This window comes from Mesorhizobium sp. B2-8-5, from assembly GCF_006440675.2.
Lineage (GTDB): Bacteria > Pseudomonadota > Alphaproteobacteria > Rhizobiales > Rhizobiaceae > Mesorhizobium.
Window position 1 is genome coordinate 5942880 of the sequence record NZ_CP083951.1, and the last position, 17707, is coordinate 5960586.

Here is a 17707-nt window from a genome sequence, read left to right on the forward strand (position 1 = left end):
TCTCCAGTGTTGCGAATTCCGGAGATTGAAAACACGGAATGCGTGGCGCGCACACCGGCAAAGCTCGTCATCAGGATAACTGATGAAGCTGATTAGTCGCTCCTCGAGGGGCGGTCGAGCGTGTAGCAGTCGGCCGGAAGGCCGGGCAGGCGCGTGCTGATCGCCTGGGTCAGCACTTCCGCGGTGCGGTCGGCGAAAGCCTCGGGGATATTTCCGAGTTCGCGCTCACGCGCCACCAGCAGAATGTTGCGTGACAGGCTGGTGAAGGGCAGAGGATGGACGTCGATCTCCATGCCTTCCGCCAGGCCATCGATGAGCAAGGTCGGCGTCAGGATGGCGAAGCCCATGCCAGCGGCCACAGGCGCCATCACCACGCTGGAACGATCGCCTTCCATGGCGCGCGCAATCTCGATGCGCAGCCGGCTGAGATGCTGATCGACGCGCAGGCCGACAGGCGTCTCGCGCGAGAAGCGCACGAAGGCGAGCTTCTTGGACAGCTTGACGATGTCGCCGACATCGCCGGCAAAACCTTTCGGCGTCACCAGCAGGAATTTCTCGGTCATCACCGGATAACGCGTCAGCCCCTCGATCTCGAACAACTCTCCCGACGTAACCGCAAGGTCGGCGCGGCGAGCGCGTAGCAAGGCGACGTGGTCGGTAGCGAGCCCCGCGAACAGGCTGAGCTCGGGAATGCCGAAGTTCTTGCGGGCCAGCACCGAAAGCGCCGGCGCCAGGGTGGTCGCGATCGACGCCAGAAGCGCGATGCGCAAAAGCGGCAGCGGCGCCGCGTTGACGCGCCGCGCATCCGTGCGCAAGCCCTCGACCTCGCTCAGTATGGCGACCGCGCGGCGATGCAAGGCGATGCCGGCCTTGGTGAGCTCGATCGGTCGCAGATTGCGGTCGATCAGACTGACGCCGAGCGCGCTTTCCAGATTCTTCAGATGCTGGGAAGCGGCTGATTGCGTCATGCCCAGCATCTGCGCCGCCTGCGTTACATGCCTGGTCTCTACGATGGCGACGAACACCTCGATCGACCGGAACAGATTGAAATCGAAACTGCCGCTCTTCACCCGCAACTCCGCCCTCAAGGCTCCATAAGTTTTCCTAATGTTGCGAAATTTAGGTTGAGCGCAAGAGGCTTGGCGGAAAAGATCGCCCGGTTCGATCCAGCAAAGGTAGCTTACAAGGTGAATGACAGCGCACGCATCGTGATCATTGGCGGCGGAGTCATTGGCCTCGGCATAGCCTATCACCTGGCTGAATTGGGTGTGAGCGATGTCGTCCTCCTGGAACGCCACCAGCTGACCAGCGGCACTTCCTGGCATGCAGCCGGAATCGTCGGTCCGTTGCGCGCCAGCCTCAACCTGACAAGGCTGGCGCAATATGCGACCGAGCTGTTTCCACGCCTCGAGGAGCTGACCGGCCAGGCGTCCGGCTACAGGCGCACCGGCGGCCTCTGGCTGGCGCGGCGTCCGGAGCGCATGAACGAGTTGAAGCGCATCGCGCATATGGGCGATGTCTGCGGCCTGACGGTGGGGATCGTCGATCAGGCCGGCGTGGCGGAACGCGTGCGCGGCATCGTCGCCGACGGGGTTGAAGGCGCGCTCTGGGTCGAGGAAGACGGCCAGGCCAATCCGGTCGACATCTGTGCCGCCTACGCTAAACGTGCGCGCGCCGCCGGGATTCGCATCCTGGAAGGGGTTTCTTGTTCAGGCATAGTGACCCGCAATGGACGGGTCGCGGGTGTGAGGCTCGCCTCGGGCGTCAACATCGATTGCGAGATCGTCGTCAACTGCGCCGGCGCCTGGGCGCGCGATGTTGGTGCTCTGGCCGACGTTCCGGTGCCGCTGCAGGCGGTCGAGCACATGTATGTGGTGACCGAGCCGATCACCGGCCTGCAGGATCCGTTCCCGATCCTGCGCGACCTCGACGAAGGCATCTACATCAAGGGCGATTCCGGCAAGCTGGTGCTGGGCGGGTTCGAGCCGAATGCCAAGATCTTCGACGTCCGCGGACCGGCGGGTGACAGGCCTTTCCTCGAACTGCCGGAGGATTGGGAGCAGTTCGAACCGTTCATGTCTGCCGGGCTGAAGCTTCTGCCGGCGCTGTCCGATACCGGCATACGGCATTTCATGAATGGGCCGGAGAGTTTTACGCCGGATACACGTCCGCTGATGGGCGAGTCGCCCTATCTGCGCGGCTTCTATGTCGCCGCCGGCTTCAACTCGACCGGCATGATGTCGTCGGCCGGTGCCGGCAAGGCGATGGCCGAGTGGATCGTCGACGGCGAGCCCGGGCTTGATCTCTGGGCGCTCGATATCGCCCGTTTCGACCGCTCGGCTGCGGCGCGTTCCTTTGTCGGCGCCAGGATGGAAGAATCAGTTGCCGATCTCTTCCGCATGCACTGGCCCTACAAGCAGGCAACCGCCGGTCGCGATGTGAGGCGTTCCGCCTTTCATAGGACCTTCGCAGAAGCCGGCGCCGTGTTCGGCGCACCGACCGGCTGGGAGCGGCCGCTGTGGTTCGGCGGAGAGGAGACGCGCGGCTACTCCGTGGGTACCCAGAAATGGTGGGGCGCGGCCAAGGCCGAAGCCGAGCGGATGGCGCAAGGCGTCGGACTGTTCGAGCTTTCGCCCTTCACCAAGATCGACGTGGGCGGACGCGACGCGGCCAAACTGATGCAGAGGCTGTGCACGGCCGATGTCGACCGGTCCGAAGGCCGCGCCGTGTATACACAGATGCTCAATGCGCGCGGCGGCATCGAGGCCGACGTGACGGTCGCGCGGGTCGGAGCGGATGCTTTCCGTGTGATCTCGGGTGCAGCGACAAGGCAGAAAGACCTCGCTTGGATTAGCCGCCATGCCGAAGATCTTGGCCTCAATGTTTCGGTCTTCGACGCCACATCCGCTGAGGCCGTTCTCGGCATCATGGGGCCGCGCTCGCGCGACCTGCTGCAAGGCCTGACCGACGCCGATCTTTCCGACGCGGCATTTCCATTTTCCACCTCACAACGCATAGATATCGGCACCGCCAACGTCCGCGCCATCCGAGTCAGTTTTGTCGGCGAGCTCGGCTTCGAACTTTACGTGCCGGTAGAGCATGCCGAAAGCGTGTTTGCCACCATCATCTCGGCTGGCAGCGGCTATGGCTTGGCGCTTTGCGGGCACTACGCACTCGATGGCTGCCGCTTGGAAAAGGGCTACCGCCATTGGGGACACGATATCGGTCCGAAGGACACGCCATTGGAGGCGGGCCTCTCTTTTGCGGTATCCTGGAAGAAGAGCGATTTCATCGGCCGCGAGGCGCTGCTTAGGCAGAAGGCCGAGGGCGTACAGCGCCGGCTGATGCATTTCGCCGTTGAAGGAGCTAACCCCCTTCTGCTGCATGACGAGCCGATCTATCGAAACGGCAAGCTGGCCGGATTGACGACCTCGGGCGGGCTCGGCGCGCGCACGGGCCTCAGCCTTTGCCTTGGCTACGTCGCCAGCGATCCGGGCGAGCCGAAAACGCAGCTCTTTCAGTCTGACTACGAAATCGCGGTCGCCGGCACACGCTACAAAATGCGTACGCTCGACAAACCGCCTTACGACCCAACCGGAATGCGCATGCGCGGACATGCGGAGGAGACGCTATGAGACAACATGCCCGCGTGGTCATTATCGGCGGTGGCGCCATGGGCGTGTCGCTGCTCTATCACCTCGCCAAGCGAGGCTGGAGCGATGTCATGCTCGTCGAGAGACAGGAGCTGACGGCAGGCTCAACCTGGCATGCGGCGGGGCTCTGCACGCATTTCGCCCACAATGCAACGATCATGGAGATGCGCGCCCATTCGGTGCGGCTCTATCGCGAGATACTGACCGCCGAGACCGGACTGCCAACCGGCTTCCATGCCAGCGGCGCGCTGCGCATCACCCGCTCGAAAGCGCGCATGGATGAGTTCCGCCATGTGCAAGGGCTCGGCCGGTTCGTCGGTCATGACTTCCACATCCTCAGTCCAGCCGAGCTCAAGGATATCTATCCGCTCTGCCACACGGACGAGGTCATCGGCGCAATCTACGAGCCTAATGACGGCCATGTCGATCCGACACTGGCCACCAATGCCATGGCCGCTGGCGCGCGCTCGCGTGGCGCCGAGATCGTGCGGCACAATCCGGTACTGGGGATCGAGCGCAAGCCGTCCGGCGAATGGCTGGTGCGCACGGAGCAGGGCGACATCGTTGCCGAGCATATCGTCAACGCCGCCGGCACATGGTGCCGAGAGATCGGCGCAATGATGGGCATCGACTTGCCTGTCGTGCCGATGCTGCACCAATATGTCGTGACCGACACCGTTCCGGAAATCGCCGAGCGCATCGCCGCCGGCGCCAAGGAACTGCCAATCATCCGCGATCCGGAAGAAAGCTGGTACCTGCGCCAGGAGCGCGACGGCTACATCGTCGGCCCTTATGAGAAGTCGGCCCATCCGTGGGCGATCGACGGGGTGCCGCCGGAGTTCGGCATGGAATTGCTGCCGCCCGATCTCGACCGCGTCGAGCACATCATCGCGCTGGCCATGGACCGGGTGCCAGCGCTCGCCAATGCCGGCATCAAGACAGTGGTCAACGGCCCGATCACTTTCACGCCCGACGCCAACCCGCTGATCGGCCCTGCCTTTGGCCTCGGCAATGCATGGCTGCTCACCGGCTCCAGCATGGGCGTGATGGAAGGCGGCGGCGCCGGCCGTTTCCTTGCCGACTGGATCACCGACGGGGCGCCGCGCAGCGATGCGCTCGCCATCGATCCGCGCCGCTTCGGCAACTATGCCGACCGCGACTATCGCATCGACAAGGCGGTCGAAGGGTTCGGCCTGCAATTCGGGATCCACTATCCCAACGAAGAACGCGACGCCGGCCGGCCGCGTCGCACGACGCCGGCGCTGGACCTTCAAAAAAGCCAGGGCGCCGTGCTGGGCGTCGCCTATGGCTGGGAGCGGCCAAACTGGTTCGCCGTCAAAGGCGCCGACCGCGATCCGCCGCTGACCTTCCGCAAGCCCGGCTGGTTCGACGCCGTGCGTGGCGAGTGCCTTGCCGTGCAGGACAGCGTCGGCGCCATCGACCTCTCCGCCTTTTCCAAATTCGAGATCGGCGGGCCCGGCGCCAGCGCGTTCATGGCGTCGCTCGGCGCCAACCGGCCACCCGAACGCCTCGGCCGCATCGGCCTCATTCACGTGCTGACGGCGAATGGCGGCGTGGCGTCGGAATTTACCGTGACGCGCTTCGGCGATGACGGGTTCTATCTCACCAGCGCCGCCCTCGCGGAAAGGCATGACGAGGATCTGCTGCGCTCGCGCGCCGCAGAATTTCCTGGCGTGACGATCGACAACGTCACGGAAAGACGGGGGGTGCTGGGGGTGATGGGGCCGCGCGCCCGCGACCTGCTGGCAAAGATCTGCGAAGCGGATCTGTCGAATACGGCATTTCCCTGGCTTTCCGCGCAGATCATCCGGGTGGCGGGCATCAAGGCGGCTGCACTTCGGGTCTCCTATGCAGGTGAGCTCGGGTGGGAATTGCATGTGCAACTCGCGCAATTCGGTAAGCTTTACGAAGCGGTCGCCAAGGCCGGCGCGCAGTTCGACCTACGTCCGTTTGGCATCTATGCGCTGAACGCGATGCGGCTGGAAAAAAGCTATCGCGGCTGGGGCGCGGACCTGACCACCGAGCGGACGCCGCTGGAGGCTGGATTGAGCGCTTTGGTCAAAACCGAGGGGCGGACATTCGTCGGCCGCGAGGCGATGCTGGCACGCGTCGGCGACAACTCCTGGACAATGGCGTTGCTCGAGATCGACGATGACGGTGAACGTCTGCCTTTCTACGCCCACGCGGTGATGCAGGCAGGCCGCCCCGTCGGGATCGTCACCTCCGGCGCGCGTGGTTTCCGGACCGGCAAGACGCTTGCCCTCGCCTATCTGCGGCCCGGTATCTCGCCGCAGCAATTGACGGTTTCCATCCTCGGCCGGAAGTTCTCCGCGCGTGAGCTTCGCGAGGCGCCTTACGACCCAGCCAATATGCGGCTTCGCGGACTTCAGCCCGCCGAGCAGTCTGCCTTAACGCCCGCTTGATATCGGAGCAGACCATGGACAAGGAAGCGACGATCACCACCGAAACGCATGCTCCGAGAACCGGCGGCCGCGCAGGAAGGCTCGGCCAGCGCAGCGCGCGGCAGGCGCCGCGGCGCCCCTATATCCGCCGCATGATCGGCACCTTCAACATCCTCGATGAGGAGGGGCTGAGCCTGATCGAAGCCAATGCCGACCAGTTGCTCAAGGAAGTCGGCATGGAATTCCATGACGATCCCGAGATCCTCGATATCTTCCGCAACGCCGGCGCCGACGTGCAGGGGACGAGGGTACGCTTCGAGCCCGGCATGTGCCGCAAGATCATCCGCGCCACCGCGCCTTCGCAATTCAAGCAGCATGCGCGAAATCCCGAGAACACGGTGATGATCGGCGGCGACAATACGGTGCTCTGCCCATCCTGGGGACCGCCCTTCGTGCATGACCTCGATCGCGGCCGCCGCTATGCGACGATCGCGGATTTTCGCGATCTGGTGAAGATGCACCAGATGATCCCGCATCTGCATCATTCGGGCGGCGTCGTCTGCGAGCCGGTCGACCTGCCGGCCAACAAGCGCCATCTCGACATGCTCTATACCCACATCCGTCATTCGGACCGCGCCTTCATGGGCGCGTTCATCGGCTCGAAGCGGGCGCAGGACGCGGTCGACATGGCCAAGATCGTCTTCGGCGAAGAATTCGTCGCCAACAACGCCGTGCTTTATAACGTCTCCAACACCAATGCGCCGCTGGTGCTCGACGCCAACATGTCCGGCTCGCTGAAGGTCTATGCGCGCAACAACCAGCCGGTCGCCTGCACGCCCTGGACACTGGCTGGCGCGATGAGTCCTTGCACCGTCGCCGGCACGCTGGCGCAAGTGCTGGCCGAAGCGCTTGCCTGCCTCAGCCTCGTGCAGTTGATCAATCCCGGCGCGCCCTGCCTGATGGGGAGCTTCGCCAGCACCATCTCGATGCAGAGCGGCGCGCCGACCTTCGGCACGCCGGAGGCCGGCAAGATGGTGCTTGCCTGTGGGCAATTGGCGCGGCGCGTCGGCGTGCCGTTCCACACCGTCGGTTCGCTGTCGGCTTCCAAGCTTCCCGATGCCCAGGCCGAGCAGGAGGCGACCTGGGGTATATTGATGTCGATGTTTGCCGGCGCCAATGTCATCAACCACGCCACCGGCTGGCTCGAGGGTGGGCTAGTGACCGGCTTCGAGAAGACGGTCATCGACGCCGACCTCTGCGGCAAGCTCGCCAGCCTGTTCGAGGGCATCGATCTATCGGTCAACGCGCAGGCGATGGAGGCCATCGAGGCGGTCGGGCCGGGTTCGCATTTCCTCGGCAGCGAGCATACGCAAGCCAACTTCCTTTCCGCCTTCTACCGATCCTCCATCAGCGACAACAATTCCTTCGAGCAGTGGAACGAGGAAGGACGGCTGGATGCCGCGCAGCGCGCCAACCGGCAATGGAAGCGGCTGCTCGAGGACTACCACGACCCCGGCCTCGATCCGGCGATCGACGAGGCGCTGCAGGCCTTCATTGCCAACCGGAAGGCCAGTGAGCCCGATCAAGCCTATTTCTAGAGCGACCTGGCTCAGAGCATGTTGCGGAACGCCAGCGATCTTATGCACTCCATCGATTTTCCTTATGTGGTGAAATTTGGGATGGATTGCCTGCATGTTCCGCTAACCTGATGGGTAGACTGAATGAAATCAGCGCAACCAAGTTGGGGAACACCATGAAAGGCTACCTGCTCAAGACCGCACTCGGCGTCCTTCTGCTGACGCCCGCGGCTTCTTCTTATGCTGCCGACGTGACGATGCCAGACCCGAATTACGCCACCGCGACGGCGGTCATGAACGTCATCAAGAACGCGACCGAGCAGGAACTGGGGCTGGATGTTTCGACGGTGACGACCACCGCCGTTCCGGTGATCTGGGAAGCGATGAGTCGCGGCAAGGGCGAGGTCGATATCTGGCCGGACGTCTGGTTGCCCAACCAGCAAGGTCTTGTCGACAAGTACGTCAAGGGCGCTGGCACCGTGAAGCTCGCCCAAAACGGCTACGAAGCCAAGCAGGGCTATTGCGTCACCCAGGTCACGGTCGACAAATATCACATCAAGGATGTCTCCGATCTCGCCAACCCGGACAACGCCAAGCTGTTCGACACCAATGGCGACGGCAAAGGCGAGATGTGGATCGGCGCGTCTGGCTGGCAGTCGACCAACATCGAGAAGGTCAGGGCGCGTGACTACGGTTTTGCCGATTTCTTCGACCTGCAGGTCACCGACGAAGCGGTGGCGGCGGCCTCGCTCGACCGCGCGGCGAAAGCCGACAAGCCATGGGTCGGCTATTGCTACAGCCCACACCAGAATTTCGCCCGCTACAAGCTCGCCTTCCTGACCGAGCCGAAGAACGACCCGGCGAAATTCGTCGTCGTGCAGCCCAACGACGATCCGCAATGGTTCGAAAAATCGAAGGTGTCGTCGGCCTATGCTGACACCACCGTGCATGTTGCCTATGCTGCCACGCTGGCGCAGCGCCAGCCGGACCTGACGGCGGCGCTGGAGCGTATGAGCTTCAACCCGGACGACATCTCGAAATGGGCATACGCTATCATCGTCGACAAGAAGCCGGCCAACGAGGTGGCCAAGGAGTGGATCAAGGCCCATCCGGACGACGTGGCAAAGTGGTTCGGCCACTGAGCGGAGTGGCGCACGGCGACCATGGCCGGAAAGCGTAGGCGTGGACGCCGTGTCGGCCAATGACTTGAACCCTAAGCGGAGCGGCTCGGCCGCTCCGCCCGCTATTGTCATGAACGGCGTTTGGAAGGTGTTCGGTCCGCGCGCGCCCGAGGCCATGGCATCCATCCTGCGCGACAGGCTGGACAAGGAGGACGTGGTCAAGCGGTTCGGCTGCGTCGTCGGCGTGGCCGATGTCAGTATCTCGGTCGCGCCCGGCGAAATCTTCTGCGTGATGGGTCTGTCGGGCAGCGGCAAATCGACCTTGATCCGCCATATCAACCGACTGCTCGAACCCTCCGCCGGCGAGATTTTCGTCGACGGCGAGAACATCATGACGAAGACGCCTGCCGAGTTGAGGACGATCAGGTCGCGCAAGGTCAGCATGGTGTTTCAGAGCTTCGGGCTGCTGCCGCACCGCACAGTGCGCGACAACGTCGCGCTGCCGCTGGAAATCCAGGCGGCGAGCAAGCAGCAACGCTTCGACGTCGCCGAGGCAGCGCTCGCCAAGGTCAATCTCTCGGGATGGGGCGACCGCTACTGCCACGAGCTTTCGGGCGGCATGCAGCAGCGCGTCGGCCTGGCCCGCGCGCTGGCGGCGGATTCGGCTATCCTTCTGATGGACGAGCCGTTCAGCGCACTCGACCCGCTGATCCGGCGTCAGCTTCAGGATGAATTCCTGGAACTCTCGCGGTCGATGGGCAAGACAGTGGTGTTCATCACCCACGACCTGGATGAAGCGATCCGTATCGGCGACCGCATCGCCATCATGAAGGACGGGATCATCATCCAGATCGACACGCCCGAAGACATCGTGACGGCTCCCAGGCACGACTACGTGGCTAAATTCGTCGCCGACATTTCGCGGCTGAAGGTGATCACCGCCGGTCGCATCATGGAGCCCGTCAGCGGTTTCAGCGCAAAGAACCCGCAGTCGGACGTGAGATCTTTGCGCCGGGTGGTCGCGCAGCAGCCGCTCGGGGAACTGGTGGAACTCGCGGCCCAGGATGAGGCGCCGCTGGCCGTGACGGACGCAGAGGGAACAATTGTCGGCGTCGTCGACAGGCAGATTCTCCTGGATGGATTGCGAAAGGGCGGACAATCGTGAACGCCCGTGATCCGCACGCCACTGGGCGGCTCGAACCGCCGACTGAAGGCCGCCTGGTCGAAGAGTTCGCCGTTCAGAACCCGCATTATTATGTCGACCGCTTTTCCCGCATCCGGCGGGCGCAAAATTCTGTCTGGCCCTTCAACGTCGCAGCCGCGGTGCTCGGTCCGGTCTGGGCGGCGGCGCGTGGCATCGCGGTGCTGTTCTGGATCGTCTTCTTTCTCGAAATGCTCGCGGTCGTTCAGGTCGGCATCGGCGCGGTCGGCAATCTCGGCGCGGCCGAGCAGGCGCGCGCCGAGCGGCTGACCAAGCAAGCTACGGCGCGGGCCGAACAGGCACAGGCGGCGCAAGCTTCAGGCGCGGACAATGCCGAGGGTTTGAAATCGTCGGCCGCGGCGTTGCAGAGAGCCGCGGACAAGGCAAGCGAACAAGCACAGGCGGCCGGGCAGAAAGCGCCTTTGCTGATCGGAACGGGCCTTTTGACGCTGCTTTTCGCGCGGATCATAAACGGGTTCCTTGCCAACCGGCTGCTCGAGCGCCGCTTCGCCCGCTGGCGATCGAACCAGGCTTTGGGGCATGGGCTCAACTATCCGCTTGCGCTGTGCGCGTTTATCTTCTGCATCTTGGCCTATGGCCTCTCAATTTACCGTTTCGCCTGGGCAAACCCGGCCGGCTGGATCATGGCGGCGCCTTCCAATCGCGATTGGCAGGTTGGCCTGTCGTCGGGGCTGGACGGGCTGATGGAAGGGATATCGCATGCGGGCGAAGGCTTCTTCGGCGCAGTCACCGGCGGCATATCGCTGGTACTCGACGGTCTGTCCTACGCGCTGACCGGCATGCCATGGCCGGTGACGATGGCGGTCATCCTGATCCTCGCCTGGCAGTTGGCCGGATCGCGGGTCACCATCTTCACCGCCGCTGCGCTCGCTTATCTCGCCCTGCTCGGCTTCTGGGAAAAAAGTCTCGAAACGGTGGCGCTGCTTGGAACCTCGGCGGTGCTTTGCCTGGTGATCGGAATCCCACTTGGCATCTGGTGTGGCCGCAGGCCGCGCGTCTACACCGCCTTGCGGCCGGTGCTGGACTTTATGCAGACCATGCCGGCCTTCGTCTATCTCATCCCGGTGATCGCGCTGTTCGGCATCGGCAAGCCGCCTGGTGTGATCGCCACGCTGATCTTCGGCACGCCGCCCGTCGTGCGGTTGACGGCGCTTGGCCTGCAAGGCGTTCCGCCGGCAATCCGCGAAGCCGCACAAGCCTATGGCGCCACGCGATGGTTCCTGCTGACGCGGGTCGACCTTCCTCTCGCCATGCCGTCGATCATGGCCGGCATCAACCAGACCATCCTGATGTGTCTTTCGATGGTGGTCATCGCGTCGCTGATTGGCGCCAAGGGGCTCGGAGAAGACGTACTCAACGCCCTGCAATACGCCGCTGTCGGCCAGGGTTTGCTCGCGGGCTTCGCCATTCTGCTCTGTGCCATGGTGATCGACCGCATCGTGCAGGGACGAGCCAGGTAAAGTCCACCATCAACGGTGCCGCGTCGCTATTCGACTGGATTCTGTCTTCTGCCTTTCCCAGGAAGGCTAAAGCGCGTCGCGCTGAAGCGGATTCAGGCGACGCGCTTTAAGCCTTGTTTTCATGCATGTCGTTATCGCAAAACCGCTGCACACTTTTGCGCGACATGCATTAGCGCTTCAATATCTGGCTGAGAAACAGCTTCGCCCGATCATGACGCGGGCGGCCGAAAAATGCGTCTGGCGTGCCCTCCTCGATGATCTGTCCGGCATCCATGAAGAGGACGCGGTCGGCCATTGCCCGGGCAAAGCCCATCTCATGCGTCACGCACACCATGGTCATGCCGTCGCGGGCCAGTCCGGTCATCGTCTCCAGCACCTCCGAGACCATTTCGGGGTCGTATCGCCTGCTCGCGCTTATGCCGGCGGAACGCATCGAAAGCTATGGCAAGGCCGCGGCCGTCGGAGTCGCAGGCGAAATCGAGCACGCCTCGGCCATGATCCACACGCTGCGCTTCGGCAACGTGTTCCGCGACGCCGTCGGCGGCACGACCTACCTCGAATTCTGCAACACCCGCAACGCGCCGGGCGCGCTGCTGTCGCTGCCGATGATGCACAAGAGCGAGAACGGCCGGCGCTCGCGTTTCATCACCGCCAACTTTCAGATCGCCGACGGCCCGGCCGCGGACGAGATCGTCGTGGCCATCGGCGCGGCGTACGGTGGCCGGCTCCATCCGCGGATTGCGGACCGCTTTCAGGACATGAAAGAGATGGAGCAGGAGGCCGCTGGATAAGCGCTTGTGCGCAACACGCTGGCGTTGTTGTCGATAGTCCGCTTCAGGAACGAGCAAGGCCCGCTTAAACGGCCGAGACGAGGGGCAAAGCAGACACGCCTTTACGCAGGCAATTCTACGCTACAGCGCTCGCACCATTCGAAAGCACTTTACGGGATGCGGGCCCAGATCGGCCTGCCATCTCGAAGATGGAGATCCCCAGTCGAGTAAGAGTGAGACATGAAGGCAATTCATAGGGCAGCGAAAACCACCGCCGAAACTAGGCTATCGCCGCCGTTTGTATCCGTCACTCCCACTCGATTGTGCCGGGCGGCTTCGAGGTCACGTCGTAGACGACGCGGTTGATACCCTTGACCTCGTTGATGATGCGGGTGGCGGCCGCACCCAGGAAGTTCATGTCGTAGTGGTAGAAGTCGGCCGTCATCCCGTCGACGGAGGTCACGGCACGCAAAGCGCAGACGAATTCGTAGGTGCGGCCGTCGCCCATGACCCCGACCGTCTGCACCGGAAGCAGCACCGCGAAGGCCTGCCAGATCGCGTCGTAGAGTCCGGCCTTGCGTATCTCGTCGAGATAGATGGCGTCGGCCTCGCGCAGGATCTCCAGCTTCTCGCGCGTGATGCCGCCCGGGCAGCGTATGGCGAGGCCGGGACCGGGGAACGGATGGCGGCCGATGAAGCTTTCGGGCAGGCCGAGCTCCTTGCCGAGCGCCCTCACCTCGTCCTTGAACAGTTCGCGCAGCGGCTCGACCAGCTTCATGTTCATGCGCTCGGGCAGGCCGCCGACATTATGGTGCGACTTGATCGTCACCGACGGGCCGCCGGAGAAGGAGACGCTTTCGATGACATCGGGATAGAGCGTGCCCTGCGCCAGGAAATCGGCGCCGCCGAGCTTCTTCGCCTCGTCCTCGAACACTTCGATGAACAGGCGGCCGATGGTCTTGCGCTTCTTTTCGGGATCGGCCTCGCCTTCCAGCGCCGAGATGAAGCGGTCGGAGGCATCGACCAGGATCAGCGGCAGGTTGTAGTGCTGGCGGAACATCTCCACCACGCTTGCCGCCTCGTCCTTGCGCATCAAGCCATGGTCGACGAGGATGCAGGTCAGCTGGTCGCCGACCGCTTCGTGGATCAGAAGTGCGGCGACCGAAGAGTCTACGCCGCCCGAGAGCGCGCAGATGACCTTGCCCTTGCCGATCTGCTTGCGGATCGTTTCGACCGCGTGCTCGCGATAGGCGCGCATCGTCCAGTCGCCCTCGATGCCGGCGATGTTGTGGACGAAGTTCCGGAGCAGCCTGGCGCCGTCCGGTGTGTGCACCACTTCCGGATGGAACATGATGCCGTACATCTTGCGCTCGATATCGCCGAAGATGGCGAAGGGCGAGCTTTCCGACTTGCCGAGCACCTTGAAGCCCGGCGGCAGTTCGATGACGCGGTCGCCATGGCTCATCCACACCTGGTGGCGCTGGCCGGGCGCCCACAGGCCTTCGAACAGCGGGCTCTCCTTCTCGATCTCGACGAAGGCGCGGCCGAACTCGCGGTGGTTGGAGCTTTCGGCGACGCCGCCCATCTGCACGCAGAGCGCCATCTGGCCATAGCAGATGCCGAGCACCGGCACGCCGGCGTCGAAGACGATCTGCGGCGCGCGCGGGCTGCCGATGTCGGTGGTCGAGGCCGGACCGCCCGACAGGATCACCGCTTTCGGCTTGATGCGCTTGAAGGCCGCTTCGGCCGATTGGAACGGCACGATCTCGGAAAAGACGCCGGCCTCGCGGATGCGGCGGGCGATAAGCTGGGTGAACTGGCTGCCGAAATCGACAATCAGTACGGTGTCGGTGTGATTGGCTGTCGTCGTCATGGCGAGCCTTTAGAGAAAGAAACGAGTCGGCGCAATGGGCTCAGCGCTGCGGCTTTCCGTCCTTTTTGGCCTATCCCAGCCGGATCGCGCCGGAGACGACCGCCTGCTCCAGCAAGTCGATGGCAGCGGCAAGCTTCTCGTCGATCACGTGCAGATATTCCGTCCAGTCGTTGACGTGCCTGAGATCGGCCGCGCCGTCGGAAATGCCGCGCAGGCCGACCAGCGGCACGCCGAAGAGCTGGCAGGCGCGCAAGCAGGCGAAGGTCTCCATGTCGACCATGTCGGCATCGATGACGTCATAGGCGGCGCCGGAAATGATCGCGCCGCCGGTCGATAGCGAGGCGGCCTTGACACCCGGGATGACGAAAGGCAGCGGCACCGTCACCGGCAGGTCGAGGAAAGGCGTCGCGCCCTTCTCGAAGCCGAGCGGCGAAGCGTCCATGTCGCGATAGCTCACCGACACGACCTGGTAGATCTCGGCCTGTTCCAGCTTGCGGCTGCCGGCCGAGCCCAGCGAAACAACCAGGTCCGGAAGCGCTCCCTCGCCTTTCAACGCCGCAAGCTCGGCGCCCAGCCTGACACCGGCCTCGACCGGGCCGACGCCGGTCATCAGCGGCGTGAACAGGTTTTTCAGGTGCGGGCCGTATTCGGCCTCGACCGCCATGACGAAGAGAACCGCCTTGCCGGCAATTTGAACTGCACCCGCCATGGATCAGCCTTCTATTCCGTCGCGGCCGACCACCGTCATCATCGTGCCGGTCATGGTGGCGATCAGCTTAGCCTCGCCATCGGCGGCGAAGGCATAGGCCTGGCCGTCGGCGACGATGATGGTGCGGCCGGGTTTGGTCACGGAACCGCGGAACAGGAACCGCTCGCCCCTGCCTGGCGCGAGGAGATTCACCTTGAACTCGATGGTCAGCACGCTGGAATTCTGCGGCATCAGCGAAAACGCGGCATAGCCGCAGGCCGAATCCAGCGCGGTCGAAATGACGCCGGCATGCAGGAAGCCATGCTGCTGGGTAAGCGAGGCGGAATAAGGCATCTCGATCTCGATGATGCCGGGCGTCACCAGCGTCAGCTCGGCGCCGATCGTGGCCATTGCCTCCTGCCGGGCAAAGGACGCCCTGACGCGTTCCTCGAAGTCGGGAGCGGGTACGATCTTGGCTGCTGCCATGGCGCTTTGCCTCATATTGCTGGCGAAGTTTATTGCAGAGCCCGGCAAAACAGGCAATCTTTTATGCTGCAGCGCAGCAAAAGCCGGTTGTCTTCAAGCAGCCCGGCGCAGGGCGTGGAAATAGAACCCGTCGGTGCCGCTCAACGCCGGTGACAGCGAGATGCCGCCGCCTTCGCCGATACGTGCGGCCCCTTCATGACCAGGGAAGCGGCCATCCCAGAGCTGACGATGATCGACCGGCGCAAAGCCTTCATGGCGCTCGCGGAAGGCCGCGACCTGCTCGCCGTTCTCGGCATCGAACACCGAACAGGTGATGTAGACCAGCAAACCGCCCGGCTTGACGAAGGCCTGCGCGGTGTCGAGGATCGCCTGCTGCTCTCCCTTGCGGGCATCGAGCTGCCTCTCGGTCAGCCGCCATTTGGCGTCGGGACGCCGCCGCCAGGTGCCGCTGCCGGTGCAGGGCGCGTCGATCAGCACGATATCCATGTGGTTGGCGAGCGGCGCAAGCTCCGCGGGCTTGCTGACGACCTGGACGTTGCGGTTGTGCGAACGGCGGATGCGCTCGAAGATCGGCGCCAGCCGCACCTTCTCCGCATCATGGGCGAAGAGCTGGCCCCGATTGTCCATCTCGGCCGACAGCGCCAGCGTCTTGCCGCCGGCGCCGGCGCAATAGTCGAGCACCTGCATGCCGGGCGCGGCGCCGGCAAGTGCCGCGGCAAGCTGCGAACCCTCGTCCTGCACTTCGAACCAGCCTTTCTGGAAGGCCGGCTCGGCCTGCACGTTGGGGTGCCGGCCGTCGCCGTCGATCGGCGGGATGCGGATGCCGTGCGGCGCGATCGCCGCCGGCGCGGCACCCGTGCCCTGGAGCTCGGCCAGCACCTTGGCACGATCGGCCTGGAGCGTGTTGACCCTCAGATCCAGCGGCGGGCGCTGCGCCAGGGCGGCGCCTTCCTCGACCCAGGCCTCGCCATAGGCTCGCTCGAGCAGCGGCGCGCACCAGTCCGGGATATCGGCCCGCACCACGTCGGGCGCGTCGGCCAGCCTGCGGCTGGCGGCTGCCTTCAGCTCGCCGGCGTCGAGCAGCGGCGGCGCGAATTTGTCGCCATCGAGCGCGTCGTTGAGTGACTGCGCCGTCTGGCCCCATTCCAACAGAAGCGCGCCAAAGCCGATGGCGCGCGGCGTGTCCTCGCCGAACAGCCAGCCGGCCGAGCGTTTGCGGCGCAGCGCGTCATAGACGATGTTGCCGATTGCCGCGCGATCGCCGCCACCGGCGAAGCGATGCGACAGGCCCCAGTCGCGCAGGGCGTCGGCCACCGGCCGGTGACGCCGGCCGATGTCTTCCAGAATCTCTATCGCCGCCGCCAGCCTTCCGCCCAGTCGCATCCTGTTTTCCGTAGCTGTTTACAAATCGGGTCCAGCCCGCTCTTAAAGCCTTTCAGGCCAGGATTGAAACAGTTCCATTCGGTTTGCCGATGAAATGACGTTTCAAGACCGGACGATTTGGCCGAACGGTTTTTCCATGGCGAGAGGTGTGGCCGGGAAACAAGAACAATCGATCAGAACATGAAAGACTTCTAATGTTTTGATTGACGCCTGCAAGAAAGCCGACCGGCTTAACCTCCCAGCTTTGCAAGTGTTGTCCACAGGAATACTCTTCCACCAGTGATTCGCGGCGCGGGAAACGCGGTTTGGCGGGTCCGACAAGGAGAGGGCAATGAAGACTTATCTGGCAGAAGTTCTCGGCACATTTTTGTTGGTGTTCATCGGCACCGCCTCCGTGGTCACGGGCGGTTTCGGCGGCGCGCTGCCGCTCGGACAGGAAGGCATCGGCCTGGCGTTCGGCATCGGTCTGATCGCCGCGGCCTATGCGATCGGCCCGATCTCGGGTGCGCATCTCAATCCGGCGGTGACGCTGGGCGTGTTCCTGGCGGGGCGGATGCCGGCCAAGGACGTCGTCCCCTACTGGATCGCGCAGGTCATCGGCGCCATCATCGCCTCGCTGGCGCTGTGGATCATCGTATCGGGCCAGGCTGGCGGCCACACCGGCGGCTTCGGCGCCAATGGCTGGGACGAGACGAAATGGGGCATGAGCTCGGCCTTCCTGTGGGAGCTGATCGGCACCTTCACCTTCGTCACGGTGATCCTCGGCGTCACCAACGCCAAGCACACCACCGCCTTTGCCGGCCTGGTCATCGGCCTGACGCTGGCGGGGATCCACTTCGCCATGATCCCGGTGACCGGCACCTCGGTCAATCCGGCGCGCTCGATCGGCCCGGCGCTGTTTTCGGGAGGTGCTGCGCTCAGCCAGCTCTGGCTGTTCATCGTCGCGCCGCTGATCGGCGGAGCGATCGCCGGCGTCGTCGCCAAGGCCGGCATCTTCGAAAAAGACTGATAGCTCTGGATAAATGCAAAAAAAGGCGCGGGCATGACCCGC

At 64.0% G+C, this 17707-nt stretch carries 12 protein-coding genes and 2 pseudogenes; 8 read left to right on the plus strand and 6 right to left on the minus strand.

Annotated features, from left to right (window positions below):
- Positions 1-92: 92 nt before the first annotated feature.
- Positions 93-977, minus strand: coding sequence for a LysR family transcriptional regulator (locus FJ430_RS29315; RefSeq protein WP_413467811.1), 885 nt, complete (start codon positions 975-977; stop codon positions 93-95).
- On the opposite strand from FJ430_RS29315, the gene FJ430_RS29320 reads away from it, so the two are divergent.
- The 6 genes from FJ430_RS29320 (at position 960) to FJ430_RS29345 (ending at position 11456) form a co-directional block, all read left to right on the plus strand.
- Positions 960-3635: a GcvT family protein gene (locus tag FJ430_RS29320; RefSeq protein WP_226891954.1), complete on the plus strand. Its 2676-nt coding sequence runs from the start codon at positions 960-962 to the stop codon at positions 3633-3635. The two genes, FJ430_RS29315 and FJ430_RS29320, sit on opposite strands and share 18 nt — an antisense overlap.
- Positions 3632-6097 (plus strand): GcvT family protein, encoded by a 2466-nt coding sequence (locus FJ430_RS29325; RefSeq protein WP_140709146.1) that lies wholly within the window; start codon positions 3632-3634, stop codon positions 6095-6097. The genes FJ430_RS29320 and FJ430_RS29325 overlap by 4 nt, the downstream gene beginning before the upstream one ends.
- A 14-nt stretch (positions 6098-6111) precedes the next feature.
- A complete protein-coding gene (locus tag FJ430_RS29330; RefSeq protein ID WP_140709144.1) occupies positions 6112-7674 on the plus strand; it encodes a trimethylamine methyltransferase family protein in 1563 nt (520 codons plus the stop codon).
- Between the two features lie 155 nt (positions 7675-7829).
- On the plus strand, positions 7830-8795 hold the full coding sequence (locus FJ430_RS29335) for a glycine betaine ABC transporter substrate-binding protein (protein ID WP_181175528.1): 966 nt from the start codon (positions 7830-7832) through the stop codon (positions 8793-8795).
- 109 nt (positions 8796-8904) lie between these two features.
- Positions 8905-9939, plus strand: coding sequence for a quaternary amine ABC transporter ATP-binding protein (locus tag FJ430_RS29340; protein WP_140709140.1), 1035 nt, complete (start codon positions 8905-8907; stop codon positions 9937-9939).
- The gene (locus FJ430_RS29345; protein WP_210242109.1) at positions 9936-11456 is read left to right on the plus strand and encodes an ABC transporter permease; all 1521 of its coding nucleotides are present in this window, start codon (positions 9936-9938) and stop codon (positions 11454-11456) included. Before FJ430_RS29340 ends, FJ430_RS29345 begins: the two co-directional genes overlap by 4 nt.
- Before the next feature lie 169 nt (positions 11457-11625).
- Here the strand turns inward: FJ430_RS29345 and glnQ are convergent.
- Positions 11626-11853: pseudogene (gene glnQ / locus FJ430_RS29350) on the minus strand (glutamine ABC transporter ATP-binding protein GlnQ); the annotation flags it as partial.
- Positions 11854-11857: 4 nt separating this feature from the next.
- Here glnQ and FJ430_RS29355 point away from each other — a divergent pair.
- Positions 11858-12247 (plus strand): annotated as a pseudogene (locus FJ430_RS29355) (amino acid synthesis family protein); the annotation flags it as partial.
- A gap of 286 nt (positions 12248-12533) precedes the next feature.
- Here FJ430_RS29355 and guaA read toward each other — a convergent pair.
- The 4 genes from guaA to FJ430_RS29375 all read right to left on the minus strand — a co-directional run bounded on the left by guaA (position 12534) and on the right by FJ430_RS29375 (position 16656).
- Entirely contained in the window at positions 12534-14099 is a 1566-nt protein-coding gene (gene guaA, locus FJ430_RS29360) for a glutamine-hydrolyzing GMP synthase (protein ID WP_140709138.1), read from the minus strand.
- Positions 14100-14169: 70 nt separating this feature from the next.
- Entirely contained in the window at positions 14170-14808 is a 639-nt protein-coding gene (locus FJ430_RS29365; protein WP_140709136.1) for a 5'-methylthioadenosine/S-adenosylhomocysteine nucleosidase, read from the minus strand.
- 3 nt (positions 14809-14811) lie between these two features.
- A complete protein-coding gene (locus FJ430_RS29370; RefSeq protein ID WP_140643944.1) occupies positions 14812-15273 on the minus strand; it encodes a PaaI family thioesterase in 462 nt (153 codons plus the stop codon).
- Between the two features lie 93 nt (positions 15274-15366).
- Positions 15367-16656 (minus strand): RsmB/NOP family class I SAM-dependent RNA methyltransferase, encoded by a 1290-nt coding sequence (locus FJ430_RS29375; protein WP_140709134.1) that lies wholly within the window; start codon positions 16654-16656, stop codon positions 15367-15369.
- Between the two features lie 331 nt (positions 16657-16987).
- On the opposite strand from FJ430_RS29375, the gene FJ430_RS29380 reads away from it, so the two are divergent.
- A complete protein-coding gene (locus tag FJ430_RS29380; protein WP_140643940.1) occupies positions 16988-17665 on the plus strand; it encodes an MIP family channel protein in 678 nt (225 codons plus the stop codon).
- Positions 17666-17707: the final 42 nt, after the last annotated feature.